The following is a 23,331-nucleotide window of genomic DNA, read 5'->3' on the forward strand; positions in this document are numbered from 1 at the left end:
TGTTTTTACAGTCATCTAGCGATGCAGCGTACACTTAGTTCAACAGCGACGGCGTGCGGTCGGACAGCGTAGGCAAAATAAAGATAAACGTTGTTCCTTCATCAACGCCCGAATGAACTTCGTATCGCCCCCTGATCGCATCCATCCGCGCCTGGATGTTTCGTAGCCCCATCCCCGTCGCGTCCGCAGGGTCCATACCACAACCGTTGTCTTTCACAATCATGTTCAATTCATTGGCGAAGCAGCGGAAAATAATATCCGCTTCCGTAGCTTCGGAATGCCGGAGGATATTGCTACACAATTCGATGCAGATCGAATACAGGTTGAATTCGGTGGTTTTATCGAGCCGGGGAAGCTGTTCGTTGTCAAGCCGAAACGTAACCTGCTGGGATAAATTAAGCTTGTAAACCAACCGTATAAGCGCTTCCGACAAGCCTTGCTTCTCTAACTCGTCAGGCTGCAAGTTGTGTGACAGGTAACGCACTTCCGCGAATGCCTCCTTGGTCATACCCAGCAGGTTCCGGTAAATCTGCTGTTCTCGCTCCGGTAACTGCGTTGGGTTTAAGGCCGATAAGCTTACCTTGATGGCTGCCAGAAGACCACCCAGACTGTCGTGCAGGTCGGCAGCCATCCGCTTACGTTCGAGGGTTTGCCCGCGTAACAACGCTTCTTCAATTTCACGGTTTTTCGCCCGGAGCTGATCATTCGCCAGTTTTAACTCAACCGTCCGTTCGGCAACTTTATCTTCGAGTCCTCGATTCAGCCCTTCGATCTGTTGTTTCTGACGGTTGATAAACTGGTTTTTCCGGTAATAAACCGCAACGAAAACGAGCAGCATGGCCAACCCGCAAACCAAAAACAGGCGCATCAGGGATTCCTGCTCGATGGTATGACTGAGCGACTCAATCCTGGCCCGCTGCTCAAGCCGGCTCCGTTGCGAATCAGCCCGTAGACGCTCCGTCTCAATACGCTGCCGTAGTTGGTTCATCCGGTTTTCGCCAGCGATCTGCTCCCGCTCCGCTTCGGATCGCAAGCGAGCTATCTCAGCCTGGCGACGAACATCCATAAGCTCCCGTTGCTGAAGCAGCTTGTCTTTCTCCGCTTCGTCACGCACCAAACGAATGGCGTATTCATTTTGCAGGGCCAATGTTTCCTCAACGCGCTTCTGCTTGTTGAGACTATCTTTGACCATGTTGAACTCTTCAAAATGAACCAGTGCCTTCTCCGGTTGTCCATCCGCCCGGTATGCATGATAGAGAGCCTGACTTGCAATCTGCCGGATACGCAAATTTTCCTGCCGACGGGCAACGGCCATGGCGCGCTCTCCATAGGATATGGCCAGCGCTACATTCTTTGTTTGTGCGTAACACTCTGCCAGACGCGCCCAAACGGACGCTTCACCAACCGGATTATTTAATTGCTTCCAACCGATCAGCGACTCCTCGTAGTAGGAGATGGCTTTTTCAGGCTGATGACGTGTATTGTAGAAATCTCCCAATCGCTCCTCGGCGTAAACGATATTGCTCAGCGAACTCGTTTCCCGATTTATTCGACGGCTCTCTTCAAATTGAAGGCGGGCCGCGTCAAACTTCTGTTGGCGTTCGTAGACCTCACCAATTTGCATAACCACCTGTGCCATTAATAGCTTGCGGTTCTGTTTGGAGACAAGCGTATTTTGAGGAAGGAGCGCTAAGGAGGACTGATAGCTTTGCAATGCCTTGGGGTAATCGCGCAGCATCACGTAGATGTCCCCCATGTTCATCTGCACCTGCCAGAGGGGTGAGCTGGTTTTGGGCAAGCCAGCGCACAGCGCCGACGCCTGTAAATTCAGTTGAAGTGCTTTGGGGTAATCGTTTTTTCGGACGCGGTAATAATATTCTTCGAACATCAGCCCGCGAACCTGATACAACGAATTGTGAAACGAGTGGGCTAGAGTAACGAGCTTAGTGGCATAATGCAGGCTGCTGTCGCTTGTGTTGTTACGCCATTGCTTAAATACGATGGCCATAAAGCGTAATCCTTCCAGACGTATAGTGTCATTGCGTAAGGAGAGTGGCAGTTGCTCTGTGGTACGAATATACTGGTGGCCTATCACGCGTAAGCTGTCCATGTAGTGATCATTACCCCGACGGTCGAAGTTAAGATCAGGCAATACCGGTTTGGTTTGCGCCAGACATAGCCCGACGTGGCTGAACAATAAAATCCAGATTGCCAAACTCCTCATAGATCACCACACAAACAAGAGCCCCGAAAAAGAGATGCTAAAAGTAAGCATTGGAAGCAGATAATCAAGCATTTACCGTAAAAAATAATTCTACTTTTCGCTACCGGTATATACGCAAATGCTTGAGTTGGTTAGAGTACGATCTTGGCCGCTGAATAGGTAATTATTTTTTTTAGCAGCCTGCTTTAAACATTTTGGTTCGTCAAGGAATCTATAGAGTGTCTTCTTTCGTAAGTGCAATATTTCCTACACATGTTTATGCAGGGTGAAAATTTATTTTTTTATTAATTTATTTGGCTTGATAAGCCAAATCACCAAAATAGTACCGATTATTGAATAAGTTTTTTGCACTATTCATTTGCAAATGAGCTAAAAAACACTTTATTTTGATATCTGCATTATCCGGTTTTACAAAAAACATAACCCACACACACACTATAGGAACACAGCTCTACGTTACCTAATTGTCTTACTGAAAATGGAAAAAGCCCAGGTAAACGACAGTGAGTTGATTTCCCTGTATATCCGTGGTAATGAAAAAGCCTTTGCCAAATTAGTGCAACGGCACAAATCGAAGATTTACACAACTATTTACTTGATCGTCAAAGATCAGTACGTGGCTGAAGACTTAATGCAGGACACCTTTATCAAAGCGGTGGACACGCTCAAGTCGGGTAAATACAACGAGGAGGGAAAATTTCTACCCTGGATTATCCGAATCGCTCACAACTTGGCAATTGACTATTTCCGAAAAGATAAACGCTACCCCAGTGTGGTGTTTGAAGACGGAAGCAGTGTGTTTAACACGCTTGAGTTTGCAGAAGATTCGGTAGAATCCTTGCAGATTCGCCAGGAAACACACGAGCATTTGCGCGAGCTGATTCAGCGATTGCCGGAACAACAGCGTCAGGTGCTCATCATGCGGCACTACGAGGAAATGAGTTTCCAGGAGATTGCCGATGCGACCGGCGTCAGCATCAACACAGCTTTGGGACGTATGCGTTATGCGTTGATTAATCTGCGCAAACAACTGAGCAAACGTTCGCCGAGTTATGATAAAAACATTTACCCAAGATGATGTGATCCGGTATGTCTATGAGGAGACCTCGCCAGAGGAAAATCTGCTCATTGAAGACGCTATGATGTCTGAACCGGAGTTGATGACCTTCTTCTTAGAAGCACTGGAATTACGTGCTTTGATGAACAAGATTGAGCGGCAACCCCGCGAAAATACCGTTCAGTCCATTCTAAATTACTCTAAAAATTACCCTGCAAGCCCACCAGCCCGATTGCGCCATACGTAACGAGCTTGTGGGTTTTGCTGTAGTCAGACATTGGCTAGTGACGATTGATAGGCTCATCCAGGGCCTGGGTTCGTCACTAGCTAGTGGCCTTATTGTATGCAAAAGAAAGAACGCTTCCAGCGATTTCTCGATTATTTCACTCAGCATTATCCAGAGCCTAAAACAGAATTAAACTTCGGCAATCCATACGAGTTGCTGGTCGCGGTTATTTTGTCGGCTCAGTGTACAGATAAGCGGATCAACCAGGTTACACCTGCCCTGTTTGCTCGTTTTCCAGAAGCGGAATCATTGGCGGCAGCGTCGGTTGACGAAGTTTTTTCGTACATCCGTATTGTGTCCTACCCGAACAACAAGGCCAAGCACCTCGTTGGAATGGCGAAGTCGCTGATGGAGCGCTTTGGCGGAGAAATTCCGGCGACGGTTGAAGAGTTACAGACGCTGCCGGGTGTAGGCCGGAAAACAGCACACGTCATCTTGTCGATTGTCTACAACGAACCCACGATGGCCGTTGATACGCACGTGTTTCGCGTTTCGCATCGGTTGGGACTCGCTCCATTGACCGCGACGACTCCGCTTGCCGTTGAGAAAGCACTGATGGCTCATATTCCGAAGCAGTATGTCCCCAAGGCTCACCACTGGCTTATCTTACACGGGAGGTACATTTGTCTGGCACGGACGCCCAAATGCCCGGCATGCGACCTACGCGATTTTTGCAAGTACTACGAAAAGCACCCCGAGTTAGGTCATTCAGGATTAAAATGATTGGCAGGATTTGTCACAGAGGAGCCTCAAAGAAGCGACCGCAAATCAGCAAAATCATTTTAATCCCGAAAATTCTGGTTCAGACTAGTACCGGTCAGTTGTCGCAAAAAAGAAGCTGGCTTCGATCTCCGCGTTCTCATCCGAATCGGAACCGTGCACAGCATTCTCCTGCATCGATTTTGCGTACAGCTTACGAATGGTTCCTTCTTCGGCCTGCGCTGGATTTGTAGCGCCGATCAGCTTCCGAAAATCAGCAACCGCATTTTCTTTTTCCAGAATCATTGGCACAATGGCTCCTGACGACATGTACGTACGCAGATCGTTGTAGAATGGCCGCTCGCGATGCACGGCGTAAAATTGCCCCGCCCGCTCCGGCGTTAGCTGCGTTTTCTTGATTGCAACGATACGGAAACCCGCTTCTTCAATCAGTTTGATAATTGCTCCGGTATGACCGCCTTCCACTGCGTCGGGCTTGATCATGGTGAACGTTAGATTCGTAGCCATTAGGGGATTTATCCAATGTTAGTTAGGCGCAAAGGTAAACACTTTACCTGAAATGCCACGTCGACGGATTAGCCCGCTGATATCCAAATTATTCGTACTTTTGGGTTTCGATTGCAGCTTCGGCTGTTTGTTTATGCAAGATATTGAAGCAATTGGCGCGGTTATCGCAGAGCCGCAAACCGTGCTGATTACAACGCACCAGAATCCCGATGCCGACGCAATGGGATCATCGCTGGGGCTGGCAGGTTACCTTCGCAAAAAAGGCCACCGTGTGACGGTCGTAACGCCTACCGATTACGGGCAAAATCTCTACTGGCTATCCGGCAATGAGGAGGTGATCGCTTTCGACGAGAAAGTACGGGTTACCGTAAACCAGTTGTTCGATGAGGCCGACGTAATTTTTTGCCTGGATTTTTCGAGCTTAGATCGCATTCGCGACTTAGCACCGCTGGTACGTCAGTCCCGCGCCCGTAAAGTTTTGATCGACCATCACCTGGAACCGGAGTCATTCGCTGAACTGGCTTTGTGGGACCCAACTGCTGCGGCAACCGCTGAACTTGTTTTTCGGCTTATCGTCGCGCTAGGCGATAAAGCATTGATCGACGTTCCTATTGCGGAGTGCTTGTACTCCGGGCTTATGACCGACACCGGTTCGTTTCGCCACTCGAATACAACGGGCGATGTTCATCGTATGGCTGCCGAACTGGTCGACCTTAAGATTGACGTTAGCAGCATTCACCGGCGTATCTTTGATAACGTATCAATCGATAAGTTTCGGTTGCTTGGCTACGTGCTGAACGAAAAGCTGAACGTACTTCCCGAATACCGGTTCGCTTACATCACCTTGACGGATGCAGAGTTGAAACAGTACCGATCCAAAACGGGAGACACCGAAGGGATGGTTAACTACGCTCTGTCGGTTGAAGGGGTTGTGATGGCCGCTATCTTGATTGACCGCGTTGACGAGATCCGCATTTCATTCCGCTCCATCGGCGACTTTTCGGTTCGGGAGTTGTCAAACAAGCATTTTAACGGCGGTGGCCATCGCAATGCAGCGGGTGGCCGCTCGAAGTTATCCCTGGCTGAAACCGAGCAAAAGTTGCTGGCCATTCTTCCTGAGTACAAAGAGCTACTGTTTAAAACAGTCTGATGGTAGTCGCTTACTTGAGATCATATTATTCATTCAATCACCGGTACCATAGATAATTACAATAAAACAACAATAAAACATGTCTCTTAAAAATTTCGGGAAAGCCGCCCTGATTGTCGCTGTGGTAGCGGCCTGCGGTAAAAACCGCGTTCAGGTAACGGACAACGGCCTGAAGTACCAAATTCATGAGCAGGCTGACAGCCCACGCAAGGGTAAAGTCGGTGACATTCTTACGCTTCACCTGACGCTGCTCAACAACAAAGATTCTATTCTCCGCGATACTCATAAAGAAGGTGCTCCCTTCCAAATGCTGTTGCAGGTTCCTCCATTCAAAGGAAGCTACGAAGAAGGATTGACCATGCTTGGCAAAGGCGATAGCGCAACGTTCTACGTAAGCGCCGATTCGCTATTTACGCGGGCCATGCAACCACTTCCTCCAGGCGTTCAGAAAGGTACAGATATCGGTATCGCAGTAAAGGTGATCAATGTTCAGTCGGAAGACGAATACAAAAAAACGCAGGCGGCTGATTTCGAAAAGCAAAAAGGAATCGATGCTAAAATTATCGAAAACTACGTAGCGAAGAACGGTTTGGCCGGTAAAGTACAGAAAACTGAGTCGGGTGTTTACTACGTAGTTACGCAGCCGGGCAGCGGCCCTGCGCCTTCGCGTGGTGACCTTGTTCAGGTACATTACACAGGTAAATTATTGGACGGAAAAGTATTCGATAGCTCGAAGACAAATCCACAGTCGGGTGGCAAACCCGTTCAGTTCCCAGTCGGTGTTGGTCAGGTAATTCCAGGTTGGGAAGAAGGCGTTATGAAAATGCACAAGGGCGAAAAAGCAACGCTTATTATTCCTTCGACGCTGGCTTACGGTCCACGCGGAAACCAGGGTATTCCACCTAATTCTGTCCTGCTGTTCGATATTGATCTGATCGATATTCAGAAAGGACAGGCGGGTCAGCCTGGCATGCCACAAGGTATGCCGCAGCCCGGTCGTTAATCGACGCTCTTATTGTTCGTTTCTTTCGAAAGCCGTTCGTAGTTTTACCACGAACGGCTTTTCTTTTGTATGGAACTCTGCTTTGCCACGAACAATCAACACAAATTAGACGAGGTGTCATCCAAGCTGGGTGACACTTTCCAGCTCAAAACACTAAAGGATATTGGCTGCCTGGACGAGCTACCGGAAACCACGGGCACCATTCCCGGCAATTCGCGTCAGAAAGCCGATTATGTCTGGACGCATTTTGGTGTGTCCTGCTTTGCCGACGATTCGGGATTGGAAGTCGAATCCCTGAATGGCGAGCCCGGCGTTGATAGCGCTTTTTACTCGGGGAGCCGCAACGCAGAGAACAACATCGAGAAGTTATTGACTAATCTGGCGGGACAATCAAACAGAAAAGCCCGTTTCATTACGGTCTTTACGCTGGTGCTCCACGGGGTCGAACACCAATTTGAAGGAACTATAGAAGGTCAGATTGTAGAGGAGCCACGCGGTACGGGTGGTTTTGGTTACGACCCGGTGTTTCAGCCGGATGGCTACGATCGTACATTTGCTCAGATGAGTCTGGAAGAAAAGAATGCGATAAGCCACCGGTCGCGGGCGCTTGCCAAGATGATCGATTACCTGAAAGACCAGGTGTTTTCCTGATCCTATATTGACCAGGTTGATAAATAAAAAACCCCCGCAGATCGATCTGCGGGGGTTTTTGTCACTATTTATGCGCTACTAATAAAACTTAGCCCGGCGATCTTCTACTTTCGCAGCCTCTTTGATGGCTTCGTTAATGTAGAATCCTGTGCGCGATGCGTTGTTCTGCTGAATCTGTGTTTTATACAGAGCGTAATCCGCAACGGCTGGAGCAGGTGTCACATTTGTCGTTTCGACGATCAGCACGCCAGCGTCGCCCGCGAACGGCTTCGAACGCTTGCCAGGCTTGAGGCCAAACGCTTTACCCAAAGCGACAGGATCAACACCGGCGCTACGAAGGAAACCCGTTGCCAGATTTACATCTTCTACATTCTCAACCAGCGCGCCAGCACCGTATTTCTGAGCAATCGCTTCCAACGTGCCGCTGGCATTACCAAGCTTGCTGATGATCTGCTCACCTTTCAGCTCGTTCCGCACTTTTGCGGTTAGTTCAGCACGGTAATCGTCAACCTTTACGTCATCTTTATTCGTCTTGTTCGTCAGCACAGCAATAACGTACTGATCACCGATCTCGAATGGTTCCGATACCGAATTAACATCCGTTTTGTCATCAAACGCCCAGCGAACAACCGAACGGGCATCAGCCAGCGCGTTAATGTTGCTGGCATTTTCGGGAATCCGATCAGCCGTTGCGACAACAATTGACTTATCTTCTTTTACTTTGGCGTCAAATGCTTCTTTCGTTCTTACGTCAGAAGCGAACTGATCCGCTTTGCGCAGCGCTTCGTCACGCGTTGTCTGGCTAGGTGTGATTGATTTACCAATAGCCGCAACCCGGTAAAGTACGTTCGTTTTAGGCTGTGTCACCTTAATGATGTGATAGCCAAAATCCGTTTCAACGATGCGTGGGATCAACCCTGCTGACGTAGCTCCAAAAATAGCCGACTCAAAAGGCTTCACCATCTGACCGTTATTTTTGAAGTAGCCAAGGTCACCACCGTTTTGCGCCGAACCATCGGCACTGTTGGTTTGCGCTAATGCTTCGAAGCTAGCACCACCCTGAATCTGTTGCAAAATGCCTTCTGCCCGGCGACGAGCATCTGCTTTTGCCGAATCCGTCTGCGCCGTCGGGCGAATCAGGATATGGCTGGCACGTGCGGTAAAGCTGGTATCTTTTTTCGTACCACCATACTTGTAGATGAAGTACGTGTTGCCTTCCCGGAATGGACCGTAGATACCACCCGGTGAGAATGTTGGGATCGACGCCCGCAACTGTTCCGGCATTTCACCCGCTGTTAGGTACAAGGGCACCCGCACATCGCTGTTTTGCTGGGCAAACGTTGAGTCGTTCGTAGCCGCACCAAGTCCCCGTGCCAGCGACTTAATCTGGTTGTAAAGCGTTGCGCTGTCTTCTTTTGACGGGGCAACCGAGAAAGTTACGTACTGAATCGACCGTGTATTAGCACCCGGAAACTCGTCCTTGTGCTTGTTGAGGTAATCCTGCAACTGCGAATCCGTTACTTTTACCGTCGTATCGTTGATGGTGTAGTACGGAACGAACAGGAATTTAAGATCAGCTTTTGAGTTTTGAGCCTGGTATTCTTTCTGCGCTTCGGCTGTTGTAGCGAATACCGACAGGCGCATCAGTCCTTCGTATTTTTCGCGTAACCGATCCGAACTCAGGTTTTGCTCAAAGTTGGCCCAGGCTGCCTGCTGTTGCGGAGGCAAATTCTTTAAGCCTTTGAGGTAGTTGATAATCGTACTCTTGTCGAATACGCCCGTCTGTGGGTTCGTAAAGGCTTGCCGAACGGCTGGGCTGATGTTGTTACCCTGTACCATGTCGACCAGTTCTTCCGGCGACACTTTCAGACCAAGTTTGTCGAACTCTTTCTGGTAAGCAATCTCGAACAACAGCTGATTCCAGGCTTGTTCACGGAGCTGTACAAGATCCTGTTCAGCCGGAGCGCGTCCTGTTTGTTGCTCAAACTGAGCCCGAAGCTCGTCTACTTTGGCATTGAATTCTGGGTAATCAATGGATTGGCCAGCAATTTCGCCGACCTCCTGTTGGTTTCCGCCGAACAGCAAACTACGGCCTCCGAGCAAATCCCCCCCCACAATGAACAGAATCAAGCTGACGGCGATAACACCTACGGCCAGTCCTGAACGTTCTCTGATCTTGTTAATGACAGACATTTCGCGTTATACATACAATTTAGCCCGCAAAATAACAATTTTCCCCGTTGGAATACAAGCAGATTAACAGTTAGATAGCACAGATTATACGTTGAATGTCTGTAAACAGCGTACCTTCTGCCTTGAATACGGAAAAACGAGCGAATAATTCCTCGCTATACCACTGGCGCTGCCGGGTTCGCTGTACAACTTCCCGATGCCCCGCTTCCCGATACGCGTATTGATCGACAGCTTTCGCCGTTCGCCATACGCTAATTGTACATTGTTGTACAAGAGGTACTTCGCCGACGCCAATACCAAACAGCAAATTTTCCGAATGAGCCTGTAAGCGCTGACGAGCCTGAGGTACATGACGCCAGAAATCCGGCAAAGCACGATAGCGAATGGTCGCTCTGGTCAACACCGCTACGGGTGTCGCATCGGAAGCGGCTGGTTGCGTCGATTTGACGAACGGGCTTTGACCATCCCAGTGCCCGTGCGCCCGCTGCGTACGAAGATAGAGCGTACCGGTTTGATCAGTACCCTCCTGCAAATGCCGGTAAGTAGCTGACTGTAAAAAAGCATCGGCGTGAGCGTCGCTTTTCCAGACAGCCAGAAAAACGTATTGGGAGAAATCCGGAACAAGACCAAAGTTTTTACCGCTACCCATAAGCTTGCAGAACACCATTCCTTCTTCCTCAAACGGTTTCATGAGAGACCGTCCCATATTGGCAAACGCCTGAAACCGAGCGTACGATTCGTAATGAAACACGGTCACTGTCGTGACGGGTAATGAATCAGGATCACTTAGTCCCATCTGTATCGCTTTAGGTTTTTATAAACAGATCTACATTTTTTTGTAAGCACGCATTGATCAATTGTCAGGAAATCCATTTTTGTAGAAAGTTTGCCACACCATTCCACAAAAAACCGCCGATCACAAATTGTGATCGACGGCCTTAGGATATACAATTTGATAGTTTTGACTAGTTGTCTTTATCCAGTTTATCACCGGCTTTATCGAATGCGTCACCCACTTCACGACCAGCCCGTTTGAAGCCAGTTTTTATATCTTTCCAGGCATCAGCCGTAGCATTTTTTGCCTTGTCTATATCCTGCCGCAGATCGTCCCGTTCGTCTTCAAGCTTGGCAAGCTGCTCTTTCGATTCCGCTTTTGCCTTTGCTCCCTGACGCTTGATATCTGCCTTCATTTCATCGATTTTAGCGTCCAATTTATCTTTTTGAACGTTCATCTTGGCAACTGCCTCGTCGCGTTCTTCTTTAAAATCAGCAGCAGCTTCGTCTGTTTTCGCTTCAGCTTTGTCACCTGCTTCTTTTAAATCTTCCCGGGTTTCAGCGGTAGCTTCTTTGGTATCGGCTTCAATAGCATCACCCGTTTTTTCCATCGCGTCTTCGGTACGGGATTCTTTTTTACCGTCCGATCCACAGGCCTGTAGTAAGGTCAGCGATGCCGCCAAAAGAATTGTACCAGCAACCTGTTTAAATTGAGCGAAACCTAGTTGAGACTTCTTCATGATAGATGTGTAGTTTGATTGTATCAACAGGTTTCGCAAACGATGTGCCAAAAAGGCCACAGTGCAATGTGGTAGGGTTTTCTAGTTCTTCCATTTGACGGCGCAGCCGATTGGCTTGGTCAACGGAGACTGTACCGGACGGCCAGCCAACAAACTGGTAACCGCTTCATCAACGTAACGTCGCTGTACGTTTGTCCCATCTTGCGGGCTATCGTCAATCGTACCGACGTATTCGAGTATGAACTGTCCGTTGGTATGCTTTAATACGTACACTTCTGGCGTCCGGGTAGCGCCAAATGCTCTCGCTACAGCCTGCGTCTCGTCCATTGCATACACGAAAGAGTATCCTTTATCACGCGCCCGATTTTTCATGTTTTCGAACGAATCATCTTCGTAAGCGGCCGGATCGTTGGGCATGATCGCCAGAACCGGATAGCCCTGCGGGGCAAATTTTCGGTCAATGGCTATCAAACGATCCTCGTACGCTTTAGAAAATGGGCAATGGTTACTGGTAAAAACGACGATCAACCCTTTTTGCGCTTTATAGTCGCCAAGCGAAACCGTCTGTCCATTGGTGCTTTTTAAGCGAAAATCAGCTACACCATCGCCAATCGTGTATCCTCTGGGGAGTTGAGCATACGAAACAGTCGCAATTCCTACAATCAGCCACATCAAAAAGGGCAGATGCAACCAGCGATTCATAATAAGTTGTCCTTTTAGCATTTGTTTGTTAGACAACGAATGAAGCCAAAAGATTAACCGGATGATTCCTAGTCGAATACCTGCTTTTGTGCCGACAAGCGTTTACTGCCCAAAGCTAACAAACCTATTGATAGTAGCTGTAACTGACAGCTAGTAATTTAAGGACTTAGTAGTTTAATAAATTGACCAGCTGATTTTCTGCCCTTAATGGTCACCGAAAATCAACTGGATTGATGGAACGTGGGCAAAGAGCCCTATTCAGGCTGATTGATGGGTGAGATCGACTGTTCGGTACAGACTAGCACCGGTTTGGTCTTGCTTCTTTTAGTTGACAACAATTCTCTGAATCAGGCGTTTCGTTCCGGCTTCAGCCCACAGAAGATACACACCCGGTACGAGCGGCTGGTTAGGTTTGAGCAGTAAAACTCCACCGGATTGGTCAACCAACGTCAAAGGCAATTCCAGCCCGGTTAGCGTTGTAAGACGGTAGGTGGCCTGATGCATATTTCGTACAGATACGCGAATTTCTTCTCGACTTGCTGGATTTCCTAGTACCTCCAGTGATGGTGTCAGGTTGTCCATAACCGCCACCGTAATCGTCGAGTATGCGATCTGCCCATTTGTATCTACCTGCCTGAGCCGGTAATAATTGGCACCATCAACGGGGTGACCATCTGTAAAACCATAGTACCGGTGCAAGTTTGAATTACCCTGGGCATTGATTCTTCCAATCGTTATGAATTCGGCTGCATCAGCACTTCGCTGTACGTCAAAGTAGTCGGCGTCGCGTTCCCAGGCGGTTTCCCAACTTAGTTGAACGTGCTCTCCTTGTGGCTTAGCCCCGAACGAGACAAGTGTAACAGGAAGCGCCTGGGCATTGATGACAATTTCGTCCAGCCGCATTGACCCGTTAATCTGATTACGCTGGCAACCATAAAACCGGAATGCTACCGAACCTGCATTATTCGTAAAGCCACTGTTCAGGCCAGAAAGCGACAGAGACACTGACTGGTAAGGTACTGCCTGAGCGGTAATCGCTCCGTTGAAGATATCGCTGCCAAAATTATCAACGCTGGAACGTACCCGAATCAAATTTGGCCCCTGTGCCGAACGGCTGTAGTAAAATGAAAGCGTGTACAGCGTAAGCAAAGCGCCATTCTGTGGGCTAACACTTATTTCCAAGTACTCGTCTCCGGCACAATTGGCATTGGACCAGTTCTGGACGTTGATGGCTTTACCAACCTGACCGCTGGGAAAGCCACCTACACTGGGAACAAGTACGTTGACGGGCGATGCGTCACTGGCAACAACATTAGAAGATGTTGACACCCCGCTACGGGTTCCTTCAAAACTCCAAGAAGCGGTAAAGGGGGTAGTTTGGCTCCAGACTATGTGCGTTGTTAAAAGAAGGATAAGAGTAAATAGCTTTTTCATGGCAGATGCTACGGCATTATGTCACTAACGCCTGCAATCTAGCTACTTATCCCTTACTCACAAGAAAATCAATACAAAAATGTACCGTGCTCCGACTGAATAGTGACTTGTTTTCCTGAGTAAGCTTCTACATGGCCAATAATTTGCGCGTCAATACCGAATGACTTCGACACGTCAATCACTTGCTGAGCGAGGTCTTGAGGCAAATAAACTTCCAGACGATGGCCCATATTAAAGACTTTGTACATTTCCTGCCAGTTCGTTCCGCTTTCCTGCTGAATAAGCGCAAACAACGGCGGAGTTGGAAAGAGATTGTCTTTGACAACGTGTAGATTGTCAATAAAATGCAGCACTTTAGTCTGCGCCCCACCTGAACAATGCACCATGCCGTGAATATGGGGGCGTAGCTCGTCAAGCAATGCTTTCACTACAGGTGCGTAGGTGCGTGTTGGCGACAGAATCAGTTGGCCCACGGTTACATTCTCGCCAGAACCAACGGCAATTGAATCAGTCAACCGCTTCGATCCGCTGTAAATAAGGTTCCGGTCAATCGCCGGATCAAAACTTTCGGGATACGCATCAGCCAGGTAATGCGCCAGTACGTCATGGCGAGCCGATGTCAGGCCGTTGCTACCCATACCGCCATTATAGACCGATTCGTACGTTGCCTGACCGAACGAAGCCAGCCCGACAATGACATCACCCGCCTGAATACGGTCGTTGCTGATTACCTGATCACGGCGCATCCGGGCAATGACGGTGCTATCAACGATGACAGTACGGACCAGATCGCCAACATCCGCCGTTTCGCCCCCCGTGCTATAAATCTCAATACCGTGATCACGAAGCGTTTGTAGTACTTCTTCGGTACCATTGATGAGTTCGGCAATCACCTCACCTGGAACCAGATTTTTATTACGGCCAATGGTTGATGATAACAGCATTGGCCCCGTTGCACCTACACAGATCAGATCGTCGGTATTCATCACGACCGCGTCCTGCGCAATGCCCCGCCATACGCTCAGATCACCCGTTTCGCGCCAGTAGAGGTAAGCCAGCGACGATTTTGTTCCGGCTCCATCGGCGTGCATGATCGTACAATAATCCGGATCGCCAGCCAGCGTATCGGGTACTATTTTACAAAACGCCTTTGGAAATAAGCCTTTATCGAGTTGGGCGATGGCGTTGTGAACGTCTTCTTTACTGGCGGAAACTCCGCGTTGGGCATAACGGTCGGTCATGCTGCAAAGGTAAGGAGAAAAAAAGATGCGGCTCGCCCAACAATTCGCTATTCGTACACAATTCCGGCTTCAGCCCTGACTGCGTCGAGCAAGGCCATCAAATTCAGACTATCCTCCAGCGACCAGAGCGGGCTTTCTGTCAGGCCTGCGCTCAGGCATTGCATCACGTGGTTGGCCTCATAATCATACCCGTGCGTCGTCCGGTCGAAATCAAACGTAGCTGGCTCCTCGCCTTCTACGTGAAGGGTCACTCCTTTCGTTTCGTGAAAGCGACTATGAATTCGGATTTGCCCTAACTCCCCCTGTATGATGCCGACACAATCCGTTTTCGCTCGTAAGGTACAGTCCAGTAAAGCGAGTTGTTCGCCTTCGTAGGTCATCACCATACCGCACTGTTCATCCGCGTCGGTTGTACCAAAGATGGCCGATGCTTTGATGGACGTTGGTTTTCCCAAAAACAGGTACGACAGAAACAGCGGGTAAATACCGATGTCGAGCAGGGCGCCCCCACCCAATGCTTTGTTGAACAAGCGACCTTCGGGCGAAAATTGCGCTTTGAATCCAAAGTCAGCCTTTACCGAAACAATCTTGCCAATAACTCCTGATTGGGCCAATTCGAGTGCGCGGACGATTCCCGGCATAAATCGACTCCAAAGCGCTTCCATCAGAAATACCTTTTTTGAACGGGCTATTTCGACCATTTCGCGTACCTGCTCACTGTTCATGGCAAACGGTTTTTCGCCCAGCACAGCGACGCCCCCCTTGAGCAGCATCAGCACGTTTTTGTGGTGTTCTGTGTGCGGAGTAGCCACGTACACAACATCCAGATCCGGCAGGGTGAGCAGATCGTCATACCGATCAAACGCATGAGGGATCCCGTATTGTTGGGCAAATTCGTCGGCGCGTTGCTGGTTTGACGAAGCGACGGCGTACAGCTGCGCATCGGGTACGGTTAGCAAGTCTTGAGCAAACTTATGGGCAATGCGTCCTGGTCCTAAAATTCCCCAGCGTATCATAGGTCTTATCCGATTGAGTAAAGGGCGGTTGAATAAATTGGGCTGTTAACCGTCGACCAAATCTATAGTTTTTTCCTAAGTTGCGGCCCTTACCGTCTCAATATCCTGTGAAAAACATTCAAATTCTTAGTGTAGTCAGTGTGCTTTTTTTCTGTTTTTCCAGTGTCTTTGCCCAAATCGTTGAACAGCCCGACCCGTTACGCCCGTCAACGCCCGATTCCGTTAAAACCGATTCAAGCAACGTAGCGACCACCCGCAAGGACACCATAAAAGCCGAGGTTGCCAAGCCCGTGACGCCTATCTTCCGGTATCGATTCACCGCCGACGGTACATTTACGTCTGGTAACGTCAATCGGGCCTTATTGCAACTAACCAGCGCCGTCGACTATCAACTAAGTAATTATTTCAAACTGTCCAGTAATCCGTCGTTTGTGTACGGTAAACAAAACGGTCTATTGGCCGAACGCGAATGGTTCGGTGATCTGCGTACGACGTATCGCCACGAACAACGGTTGTATTACCTGGCTTTTGGCTCGTACGAACGCAGTAACCTCCGGCAAATCAATCACCGCTGGACCATAGCGGGCGGGGCTGGTTTTAAGGTCCTGAATCGCAAGCGGGCTTATATTTCGATTACGGACGTACTGATGCAGGAATACACGGACTTTCTGGAGCTGGACGACATCAATATCTTTCGTAATTCAACACGACTGTACGGCGAGTATGTCTTTGGTAAGGACCGCTTCACGGTTACGCACACGGCGTTTTACCAACCGGCTCTTGGCCAATACAATGTTCGCTGGAATGCCAGTGTGAGCGTCCAGGTCAAACTAACAGCAGCGACCAGCCTACGGACTACCTTGGCAAATGCATACGAAAGTCTGGTTGTACCCGGTCGGCAGAATAACGACCTTCGCTTTACGGTCGGATTGGTTTACGAGAAAAAATAAAAGGGAGGCCATCAGTTGATGGCCTCCCTTTTATTTTTTCTCTTGTCGATTATTGTCTGTCAGGAAACGGAATGATCAATCGTTCACCTCGCGTTGCAATGTCCTTGTCGCGTTTGTTGGCGCGCATGATGGCTTCTTTGCTGACGCCATATTTCTGGGCGACTACCCGCAAAACATCACCCGGACCAACGGTATGAACCGCCATCACTTTAACGTTCAATTTCGTCACCCCGGCTTTCACATCGCTTTCGGCTACGCCCGGATTTAACGCTTTCAACGTACTGACTTTCATGTTGTACCGATTCGCTACGCCGTAAAAGGTTTCTCCCGATCCAACCGTATACGCAGTGGATACACCCCCCGGCTTAACTTTCGGTTTAACGATAGCGACCTCTTCTTTTGGCTTCTCGGCCTTAGGCTTTTCTTCCTTCGGTTTTTCCTCTTTCGGCTTCTCTTCTTTTTTTGCCACTACAGCCTTCTCAGCCGCTGCTTTCTCGGCGTCTGATTTCTCATTTGGCCCTGGTTTGCCATCGGTCGTTTCGCGATTACCTTCGGCGACTTCTTCTGCCTGTGCGTTGGCTTCGGGAGCGTCGGCGGGTGGTTCCGCCTGCGACAGATCGACCGGCGCGGGCTGCGACGATGTATCGACGTTTTCGGGAGCCATCAGCATTTCGCCGTTATCCTGTGCAATGGGTTGCTGCGATGTGGTATCGAGCGCTACATTCGTCAGTTCGTCGGAGCCGTTGGTATCGTCAGAAATGTATTCATAACCAACGTAAAGCAAAGCCGCGATCAGTCCCACCAGTACGATAAGCGTAAGAGCGGGCAAACCGGAACTCCCGGTCGGACGTGGGTTTGTCGTTTGATTATCAGTTTCCATTCGGATGTATGGTTAAGGTGCAATCAGCTGACGGCTCATCTCGGCCACTTTTTCTTTCAATTCGTCTTTGAACTGCGCCAACTTTTGAGCAACCCGCTCATCGGTGCTTCCGACGATCTGTGCGGCCAGAATTCCGGCATTTCGCGCGCCATCGAGGGCCATTGTAGCTACCGGAACACCAGCGGGCATTTGTAAGATCGACAGAACCGAATCCCACCCGTCAATCGAATTGCTGGATTTGACCGGAACCCCGATAACGGGTAAGGTTGTCAACGAAGCCACCATGCCGGGCAGATGCGCTGCGCCACCAGCCCCGGCTACAATAACCCGTATGCCCCGGTCGCGGGCAGTCTTGGCGTACTCGACCATCTTTTCGGGTGTACGGTGGGCCGATACGATATCCATTTCCCAAACTACACCCAGTGTTGTTAAAACGTCGGCAGCTTCTTGCATGACCTTACGGTCAGAAAGGCTACCCATAATAATGCCTACCATTCAGCGAAATACAAATTGACTCTTTGCGAAATAACGCAGTTTATAGCAGACTTTTATGGTAAGCACCGAAAATATTATTGTAGTGAGCAAAGCCTATGAAAAACGCGGAGTTAGCCCTAACGATAGGTGATTACTAGTTACTGTGTAAGTTTTAATACAATAAAAGCTAGAGCACCAGCAAGCAGTACTGCTTGCTGGTGCTCTAGTAAGCTGCCGAATTATTTTGTAAAAGGAAAGCGCCCGTTTGAATGCATAACGATGCGCCCATTGGTAGCCACAGCAACGTCTGCTGAGATAGGATCATGAGTATACAATGGAGGATTGTCAGAATTTACTTTATCCCGCTCATTAATTACATCGATATGTAGCAATTTATGATACTTCTTCAACAAAGCTTGATAGCACTTGGGAGACGTTTGCCTTAGAGACGATTTTCCCGTGTAGAGAAGTGCTTCGCGATCAATAAAGTTAACAATTGCACTGGGAGGGTTTTGTTTGATAGAATAAGTTGAGATAAAAGCGCTAACATAATAATGCGTTGTATCGCCTACCTTCTGAACAGCTACAATTGGAACTTCATGTTGACTCACATATTTTAAGTACCGCTGTAGGCTATCCGTCAACTCCTTATTTTCAATCGACAACGCTCTAACACATTGAGTAAGATCTTTTTCTTGAATAGTCCTTTCCGGCTGTATAGCGGAGAAGGCAAACAAAGATGCTGTTAGTAATGAACCTATACTTGATACATGTCTCATCATCATTCGTCAATAATGGTTTGATCTAGAGTACAATTAGATAGTTTTTCTCGTTAACTTCTATACAACCAACGTTAATACCTACCGGAGCAATTGTCGCACCACTTTGCGGAGCGGTTTGTGCGCAGCCTCTTCGAGTTTAGATGGGGTTGCGCCAAAACCTGCTCTCGCTAACAGGTAACGGGTATGTTGTTGTTTGCCTGATCTGTCCATATAACTTTAGGTTAGCTAGGTCAGTAAGACCGAAAAAGAACATCAATGTTTAACCGCAGGAAAGCTAATTACACGCCATAACGAACTACGTGTCAACAACTTACAAACACTTACCATTAAAATTTAATTTAATTGATTTTGTGCCTATTCTGTTTCGCAACACAACCATCCCTTTTATCGTATACAGATACACAATCTCTTTCCATTAGCCGGACCAAGCAGTTCGATTGTATTCTATGCGACAACATTTACGACCGCTGGCAGGTCTGCTTTTTGTACTAATCACGTCAACGCTCAAGGCACAACCTTTGCCCCAATACACGATTCAACAACGAGCGAATCAACAAGCTTTACAAAAAACACTTACCCAGTTCCAGACCAATAATTATCAGCAGGCGCTTACTCTTGCCCGCCGTCTGAATCGCCCCGTTGAGCAGCGTCATCCGGACGGTACAGTCTCGGTACTGCGCGGCATTACGGAGCGGGGTGAACTGCTCTATGATAAGACCATCAGCGTAACCCGGGCGGGGCAGACCACCCGAACTGATGCGCTCTATACCGGTGGCAGTCTGGGTTTATCCTTATCGGGTAGTACACTGAGAGACAAACTTGCCATCTGGGACGGTGGGAAGATCCGAAATACGCACTATGAATTTAGGAGCGGTACCTCAAGCCGGGTTACGCAAGTCGATAATGCCACGACGCTCGATGTACACGCTACGCACGTGGCCGGTATCATGATGGCTGCGGGCGTCAACACGCAGGTACGTGGAATGGCGTACGGTACCAACCTGCGGGCGTATGATTTCAATAGTGACCTGTCAGAGATCAGTACGGCCGCTCCTAACTTATTGGTTTCTAACCATTCATACGGAGCCAAGGCGGGCTGGACTTATAACGATAGCCGAACAACAGCGACCAAGTGGGAATGGTATGGCGACACGACGATCAGCAAAACCGAAGATTATAAGTTTGGGTTGTACGACGCAAATGCCGCATCATGGGATCGAATTGCAATCAACTCACCGAATTTTTTGTTGGTAAAAGCCGCCGGGAACGACCGGGGAACAAATGGTCCGGGTGCCGGGCAACCTTATTATCTGGGCAGTAGCAATGTGCTTAGTACAGCCCCCCGCAACGACCAAAACGGGTACGAGCTGGTAAGTACGTACGCTACGGCCAAAAATATTCTGACCGTTTCTGCGGTGAGTTATCTGGCAAATGGTTACAACCAACCTTCAGACATTTCGCTGGCCGATTTTAGCAGTTGGGGCCCAACCGACGATGGCCGGATCAAGCCCGACATTGCGGGTGTGGGTGTGTCCATATTGTCAACGAGTTCGGCTAGTGACAGCGCCTATACAACCTTGAGCGGTACATCGATGGCCTCGCCCAATGTGGCAGGATCGGTGCTGCTGTTGCAAGAACTGTTTTCGCAACGGAACAGCGGGCGTTTTCTTCGTTCGTCAACGCTCAAAGGCTTGGTACTGCATACCGCCGACGAAGCCGGATCGGCTCCTGGTCCGGATTACAGCTTCGGCTGGGGATTGCTAAATATGGAAAAGGCCGGACGCGTGATTCTGAACGCCGACCAGAGTCATTTGCTGGACGAACGTACCATGAACCAAGGCGAAACCTACTCACTGACCGTTGTCGCATCTGGGCGGGGGCCACTCGTAGCGACAACCTGCTGGACCGACCCGGCCGGAACTGCCAATACAGGTTTGAATAACCGAACACCCAAGCTCGTTAACGACCTTGACCTACGCATCAGCGACGGACAAACGACTTCGCAACCGTGGGTGCTGGACCCAACCAGCCCAGCCACTGCGGCAACCCGTGGCGACAACATCCGGGATAATGTTGAGCAGGTACTGGTTGCTAACCCAATTCCAGGAAAAAGCTATACGATTACGGTTAGCCACAAAGGCACCCTGAACGGAAGCAAGCAGGACTACGCCTTGCTGGTGAGTGGCATTGGCGGCACGGCCTACTGTGCTTCGGCCCCCACCTCAACCGCCGACACCAGGATCAGCCGGGTGCAGTTCGGAGCGATCAACCAGGCGGGTGCCGATGGCTGTACATCCTACACCGATTTCACGGGCGTAACGACTACCGTTCAGGCAGGGCAACAACTTCCATTGACTATTTCGCTAGGCACCTGTGGGACGACGAAAAACGCTATCGTAAAAGCGTTCATCGATTGGAATCAGAATGGCAGCTTCGACGATGCGGGCGAAACTGTTGCCACCTCAAATCTTATCAGCAATACGTCGCAGTTTGTCGCAACCATTCCTATCTCGACCAGTGCGCAGAACGGCCAAATCCTGCGGCTTCGTATTATCGCCAGCGAAACGGACAACGCGGCTACTGTGCTTCCCTGCGGTAATTACGCCAACGGTGAAACACAGGATTACGTACTCAACGTGGTGCAGACGGCTAACGATCTGAGTACGGTTGCCTTGGTTTCTCCCCAGACTAATTTTTGCGGCCAGACCAATACGGAGTTGATTGTCTCCGTTCGCGTACGAAATTTGGGCACGGCTGTGCAACGGAACGTGCCGGTAACGGTGCAGATCACCGATGCCAGCAATACCTTAATTACCTCGCTTACGAATACGATTGGGCAAATCGGTGCCTTTCGCGACAGCGTTCTAACCTTTCAAGTTCCGGCCAGTACGACATTGGCAGCTGGTCAGACGTACCGCTTTACGATCACAACGAACCTGAGCACAGACCAATATCCGGCCAACAACGTCTTAACCGAAACACGCACAACTGCCCCTGCCCCAACGAACGGAATTTTTAGCGCAGTCCGCTGTAGCAACGATGCCGCTATTTCACTGCGTAATGCCGGCGGTGGTGTCGCGTTCTGGTACGATGCACCCGTTGGTGGCAACCTTCTTGCAGCCGGGAATCAAACAACGGCCCCAGCATTGCCAGCCACGGGCCAATTTTACGCCACGCTGAGTGAGTTTTCGGCAATTGTTGGTCCAACTGACAAACGCGCTTTTGGCGGAGGTAGTTACAGTGGTAATTTTGGTCCGGCTCCGCTGATTACGACTACCGTTCCTGTCGTTCTGGAAAGCGCTCGCCTTTACATTGCCAGCGCGGGTCAGCTGACATTTACCGTCCGACGATACGATAACACGGCGATTTCGAGCGTCACGCTGGATGTAGCACCAACCCGAAATCAGAGCCTAACGGCCACTGTCAATGGGCAACTGGTTGATGATCCAAATGATCAAGGCGCTGTTTATCCGCTTAATTTACGAATTCCAGTATCGGGCGAGTACCAGATAACGATCGATTATGCTGGTGGCGCATCCATCTTCCGCAGCAATACCGCCGTTACAGGCTTTCCGTTTCAGGCTACCACCCAATCCGGTACGCCTATTGTCAACATAAAGGGAGCGCTGTACAATAACGGGACTTCGGTCGATACCGTTAAGAACGCCTGGTACTACTTTTACAATCTTCGAGTTCGTTCGCTCGATTGTCCGGCTGTTCAGCGAACCCCCGTCACATCGACTACCGCTACGGCAGCTACAGCCAGCATCACCGCCGATGGCTCAACCACGGTTTGTCAGGGAAATCGTGTATTGCTGCGTGCAGCCACGGGTACCGATTATACATACCAATGGCTACGCAATGGACAAGCGATTTCAGGGGCAACCAGCAGTACCCTTGCCGCAACGAGTACGGGCAACTATAGCGTTCGCGTAGCCAACGTATGCACTCCTGTTCAGTCGGCGGTAATCCCAGTGGCAATTCAAACGGCCCAACCGCCAGTGATTACGATCAATAGTCTTACGCTGACGACAAATGCAACTTCGGATGTTCAATGGTTGATCAATGGTGTTCCGATCCCCGGTGCTACAAACTCAACCTACGCTGTTGTCGAAACGGGTCGCTACACGGTTCAGGGAAATGTAAATGGGTGTGGCGCGGCAATATCCGGTGGTGTGTATCTGACCATTCTGGCAACCGAACCCGTCGCCGAGGATAATACGCTGGCTGTTTACCCCAATCCGGCGTCCAGTCAGATAACGATTTCGTTATCGTCGGCCATTTCACTTCAGCAACCCCCTACCCTCCGGCTAACCGATGTTCGTGGTTTGACGCTTCGGACAGCAACATTGAAGCGAGACGGAAAAGGTTACTCGGCAGAACTCGATGTATCAGATTTACCAGGCGGTACATTTTTTGTAGTGGTTTCGGATGACAAAACCCAGACGAACTGGGTAAAACGCATTCGTAAACAGTAGCGCGAGTATCAACTACATTTATCTACTTAAGAATTTAAGCATCAAGGCAGTACACGGGCGTTTGGTTAC

General features: G+C 49.5%; 21 protein-coding genes. 8 read left to right on the forward strand and 13 right to left on the reverse strand.

The window, feature by feature from the left end; genetic code table 11:
* Positions 1–34: 34 nt before the first annotated feature.
* Positions 35–2,224: a tetratricopeptide repeat-containing sensor histidine kinase gene (locus M0L20_RS07355; protein ID WP_248476306.1), complete on the reverse strand. Its 2,190-nt coding sequence runs from the start codon at positions 2,222–2,224 to the stop codon at positions 35–37.
* A gap of 478 nt (positions 2,225–2,702) precedes the next feature.
* On the opposite strand from M0L20_RS07355, the gene M0L20_RS07360 reads away from it, so the two are divergent.
* The 3 genes from M0L20_RS07360 to nth all read left to right on the forward strand — a co-directional run bounded on the left by M0L20_RS07360 (position 2,703) and on the right by nth (position 4,290).
* Positions 2,703–3,302, forward strand: a complete 600-nt coding sequence (locus M0L20_RS07360; RefSeq protein WP_093826131.1) for an RNA polymerase sigma factor — start codon at positions 2,703–2,705, stop codon at positions 3,300–3,302.
* On the forward strand, positions 3,277–3,528 hold the full coding sequence (locus tag M0L20_RS07365; RefSeq protein ID WP_232560211.1) for a hypothetical protein: 252 nt from the start codon (positions 3,277–3,279) through the stop codon (positions 3,526–3,528). Before M0L20_RS07360 ends, M0L20_RS07365 begins: the two co-directional genes overlap by 26 nt.
* A 96-nt stretch (positions 3,529–3,624) precedes the next feature.
* Positions 3,625–4,290 (forward strand): endonuclease III, encoded by a 666-nt coding sequence (nth, locus tag M0L20_RS07370; protein WP_248476307.1) that lies wholly within the window; start codon positions 3,625–3,627, stop codon positions 4,288–4,290.
* Positions 4,291–4,374: 84 nt separating this feature from the next.
* On the opposite strand, the gene M0L20_RS07375 is transcribed toward nth, so the two are convergent.
* Positions 4,375–4,794, reverse strand: coding sequence for a nucleoside-diphosphate kinase (locus tag M0L20_RS07375; protein ID WP_232560213.1), 420 nt, complete (start codon positions 4,792–4,794; stop codon positions 4,375–4,377).
* A 133-nt stretch (positions 4,795–4,927) separates the two neighbouring features.
* Here M0L20_RS07375 and M0L20_RS07380 point away from each other — a divergent pair, with 133 nt between their 5' ends.
* The 3 genes from M0L20_RS07380 (at position 4,928) to rdgB (ending at position 7,598) form a co-directional block, all read left to right on the forward strand.
* Positions 4,928–5,944, forward strand: coding sequence for a DHH family phosphoesterase (locus tag M0L20_RS07380; protein WP_232560214.1), 1,017 nt, complete (start codon positions 4,928–4,930; stop codon positions 5,942–5,944).
* A 79-nt stretch (positions 5,945–6,023) separates the two neighbouring features.
* Positions 6,024–6,947 carry a BamJ family beta-barrel-assembly machinery protein gene (bamJ, locus tag M0L20_RS07385; protein WP_248476308.1) on the forward strand — a complete coding sequence of 308 codons (924 nt, stop codon included), beginning with the start codon at positions 6,024–6,026 and terminating at the stop codon, positions 6,945–6,947.
* 69 nt (positions 6,948–7,016) lie between these two features.
* Complete coding sequence (gene rdgB / locus M0L20_RS07390) at positions 7,017–7,598, forward strand: RdgB/HAM1 family non-canonical purine NTP pyrophosphatase (protein WP_248476309.1); 582 nt, start codon at positions 7,017–7,019, stop codon at positions 7,596–7,598.
* A gap of 78 nt (positions 7,599–7,676) precedes the next feature.
* On the opposite strand, the gene M0L20_RS07395 is transcribed toward rdgB, so the two are convergent.
* The 7 genes from M0L20_RS07395 to M0L20_RS07425 form a co-directional block, all read right to left on the reverse strand.
* A complete protein-coding gene (locus M0L20_RS07395) occupies positions 7,677–9,791 on the reverse strand; it encodes a peptidylprolyl isomerase (protein WP_232560217.1) in 2,115 nt (704 codons plus the stop codon).
* A gap of 70 nt (positions 9,792–9,861) precedes the next feature.
* Complete coding sequence (locus M0L20_RS07400; protein ID WP_248476310.1) at positions 9,862–10,587, reverse strand: DUF3291 domain-containing protein; 726 nt, start codon at positions 10,585–10,587, stop codon at positions 9,862–9,864.
* A 169-nt stretch (positions 10,588–10,756) separates the two neighbouring features.
* Positions 10,757–11,305, reverse strand: a complete 549-nt coding sequence (locus tag M0L20_RS07405; RefSeq protein WP_232562897.1) for a sll1863 family stress response protein — start codon at positions 11,303–11,305, stop codon at positions 10,757–10,759.
* An 81-nt stretch (positions 11,306–11,386) separates the two neighbouring features.
* Positions 11,387–12,007, reverse strand: a complete 621-nt coding sequence (locus M0L20_RS07410; protein WP_248476311.1) for a thioredoxin family protein — start codon at positions 12,005–12,007, stop codon at positions 11,387–11,389.
* Between the two features lie 324 nt (positions 12,008–12,331).
* The gene (locus M0L20_RS07415) at positions 12,332–13,336 is read right to left on the reverse strand and encodes a hypothetical protein (protein ID WP_248476312.1); all 1,005 of its coding nucleotides are present in this window, start codon (positions 13,334–13,336) and stop codon (positions 12,332–12,334) included.
* 173 nt (positions 13,337–13,509) lie between these two features.
* The gene (locus M0L20_RS07420; RefSeq protein ID WP_248476313.1) at positions 13,510–14,682 is read right to left on the reverse strand and encodes an AIR synthase related protein; all 1,173 of its coding nucleotides are present in this window, start codon (positions 14,680–14,682) and stop codon (positions 13,510–13,512) included.
* 47 nt (positions 14,683–14,729) lie between these two features.
* Positions 14,730–15,698: a Gfo/Idh/MocA family protein gene (locus M0L20_RS07425; protein WP_248476314.1), complete on the reverse strand. Its 969-nt coding sequence runs from the start codon at positions 15,696–15,698 to the stop codon at positions 14,730–14,732.
* A 107-nt stretch (positions 15,699–15,805) separates the two neighbouring features.
* On the opposite strand from M0L20_RS07425, the gene M0L20_RS07430 reads away from it, so the two are divergent.
* Complete coding sequence (locus M0L20_RS07430; protein ID WP_354004164.1) at positions 15,806–16,648, forward strand: DUF481 domain-containing protein; 843 nt, start codon at positions 15,806–15,808, stop codon at positions 16,646–16,648.
* Between the two features lie 49 nt (positions 16,649–16,697).
* On the opposite strand, the gene M0L20_RS07435 is transcribed toward M0L20_RS07430, so the two are convergent.
* The 4 genes from M0L20_RS07435 to M0L20_RS30105 all read right to left on the reverse strand — a co-directional run bounded on the left by M0L20_RS07435 (position 16,698) and on the right by M0L20_RS30105 (position 18,994).
* Entirely contained in the window at positions 16,698–17,528 is an 831-nt protein-coding gene (locus M0L20_RS07435) for a LysM peptidoglycan-binding domain-containing protein (RefSeq protein WP_232560223.1), read from the reverse strand.
* Positions 17,529–17,540: 12 nt separating this feature from the next.
* A complete protein-coding gene (purE, locus tag M0L20_RS07440) occupies positions 17,541–18,023 on the reverse strand; it encodes a 5-(carboxyamino)imidazole ribonucleotide mutase (RefSeq protein ID WP_232560224.1) in 483 nt (160 codons plus the stop codon).
* Between the two features lie 218 nt (positions 18,024–18,241).
* Positions 18,242–18,739, reverse strand: coding sequence for a hypothetical protein (locus M0L20_RS07445; RefSeq protein WP_248476315.1), 498 nt, complete (start codon positions 18,737–18,739; stop codon positions 18,242–18,244).
* A 123-nt stretch (positions 18,740–18,862) separates the two neighbouring features.
* Positions 18,863–18,994 (reverse strand): hypothetical protein, encoded by a 132-nt coding sequence (locus M0L20_RS30105; protein ID WP_262923858.1) that lies wholly within the window; start codon positions 18,992–18,994, stop codon positions 18,863–18,865.
* 236 nt (positions 18,995–19,230) lie between these two features.
* Here M0L20_RS30105 and M0L20_RS07450 point away from each other — a divergent pair, with 236 nt between their 5' ends.
* Positions 19,231–23,262 carry a S8 family serine peptidase gene (locus M0L20_RS07450; RefSeq protein ID WP_248476316.1) on the forward strand — a complete coding sequence of 1,344 codons (4,032 nt, stop codon included), beginning with the start codon at positions 19,231–19,233 and terminating at the stop codon, positions 23,260–23,262.
* The last annotated feature ends 69 nt before the right edge of the window (positions 23,263–23,331 follow it).

The sequence above is a fragment of the Spirosoma liriopis genome (genome assembly GCF_023196085.1).
Taxonomy (GTDB): domain Bacteria; phylum Bacteroidota; class Bacteroidia; order Cytophagales; family Spirosomataceae; genus Spirosoma; species Spirosoma oryzicola.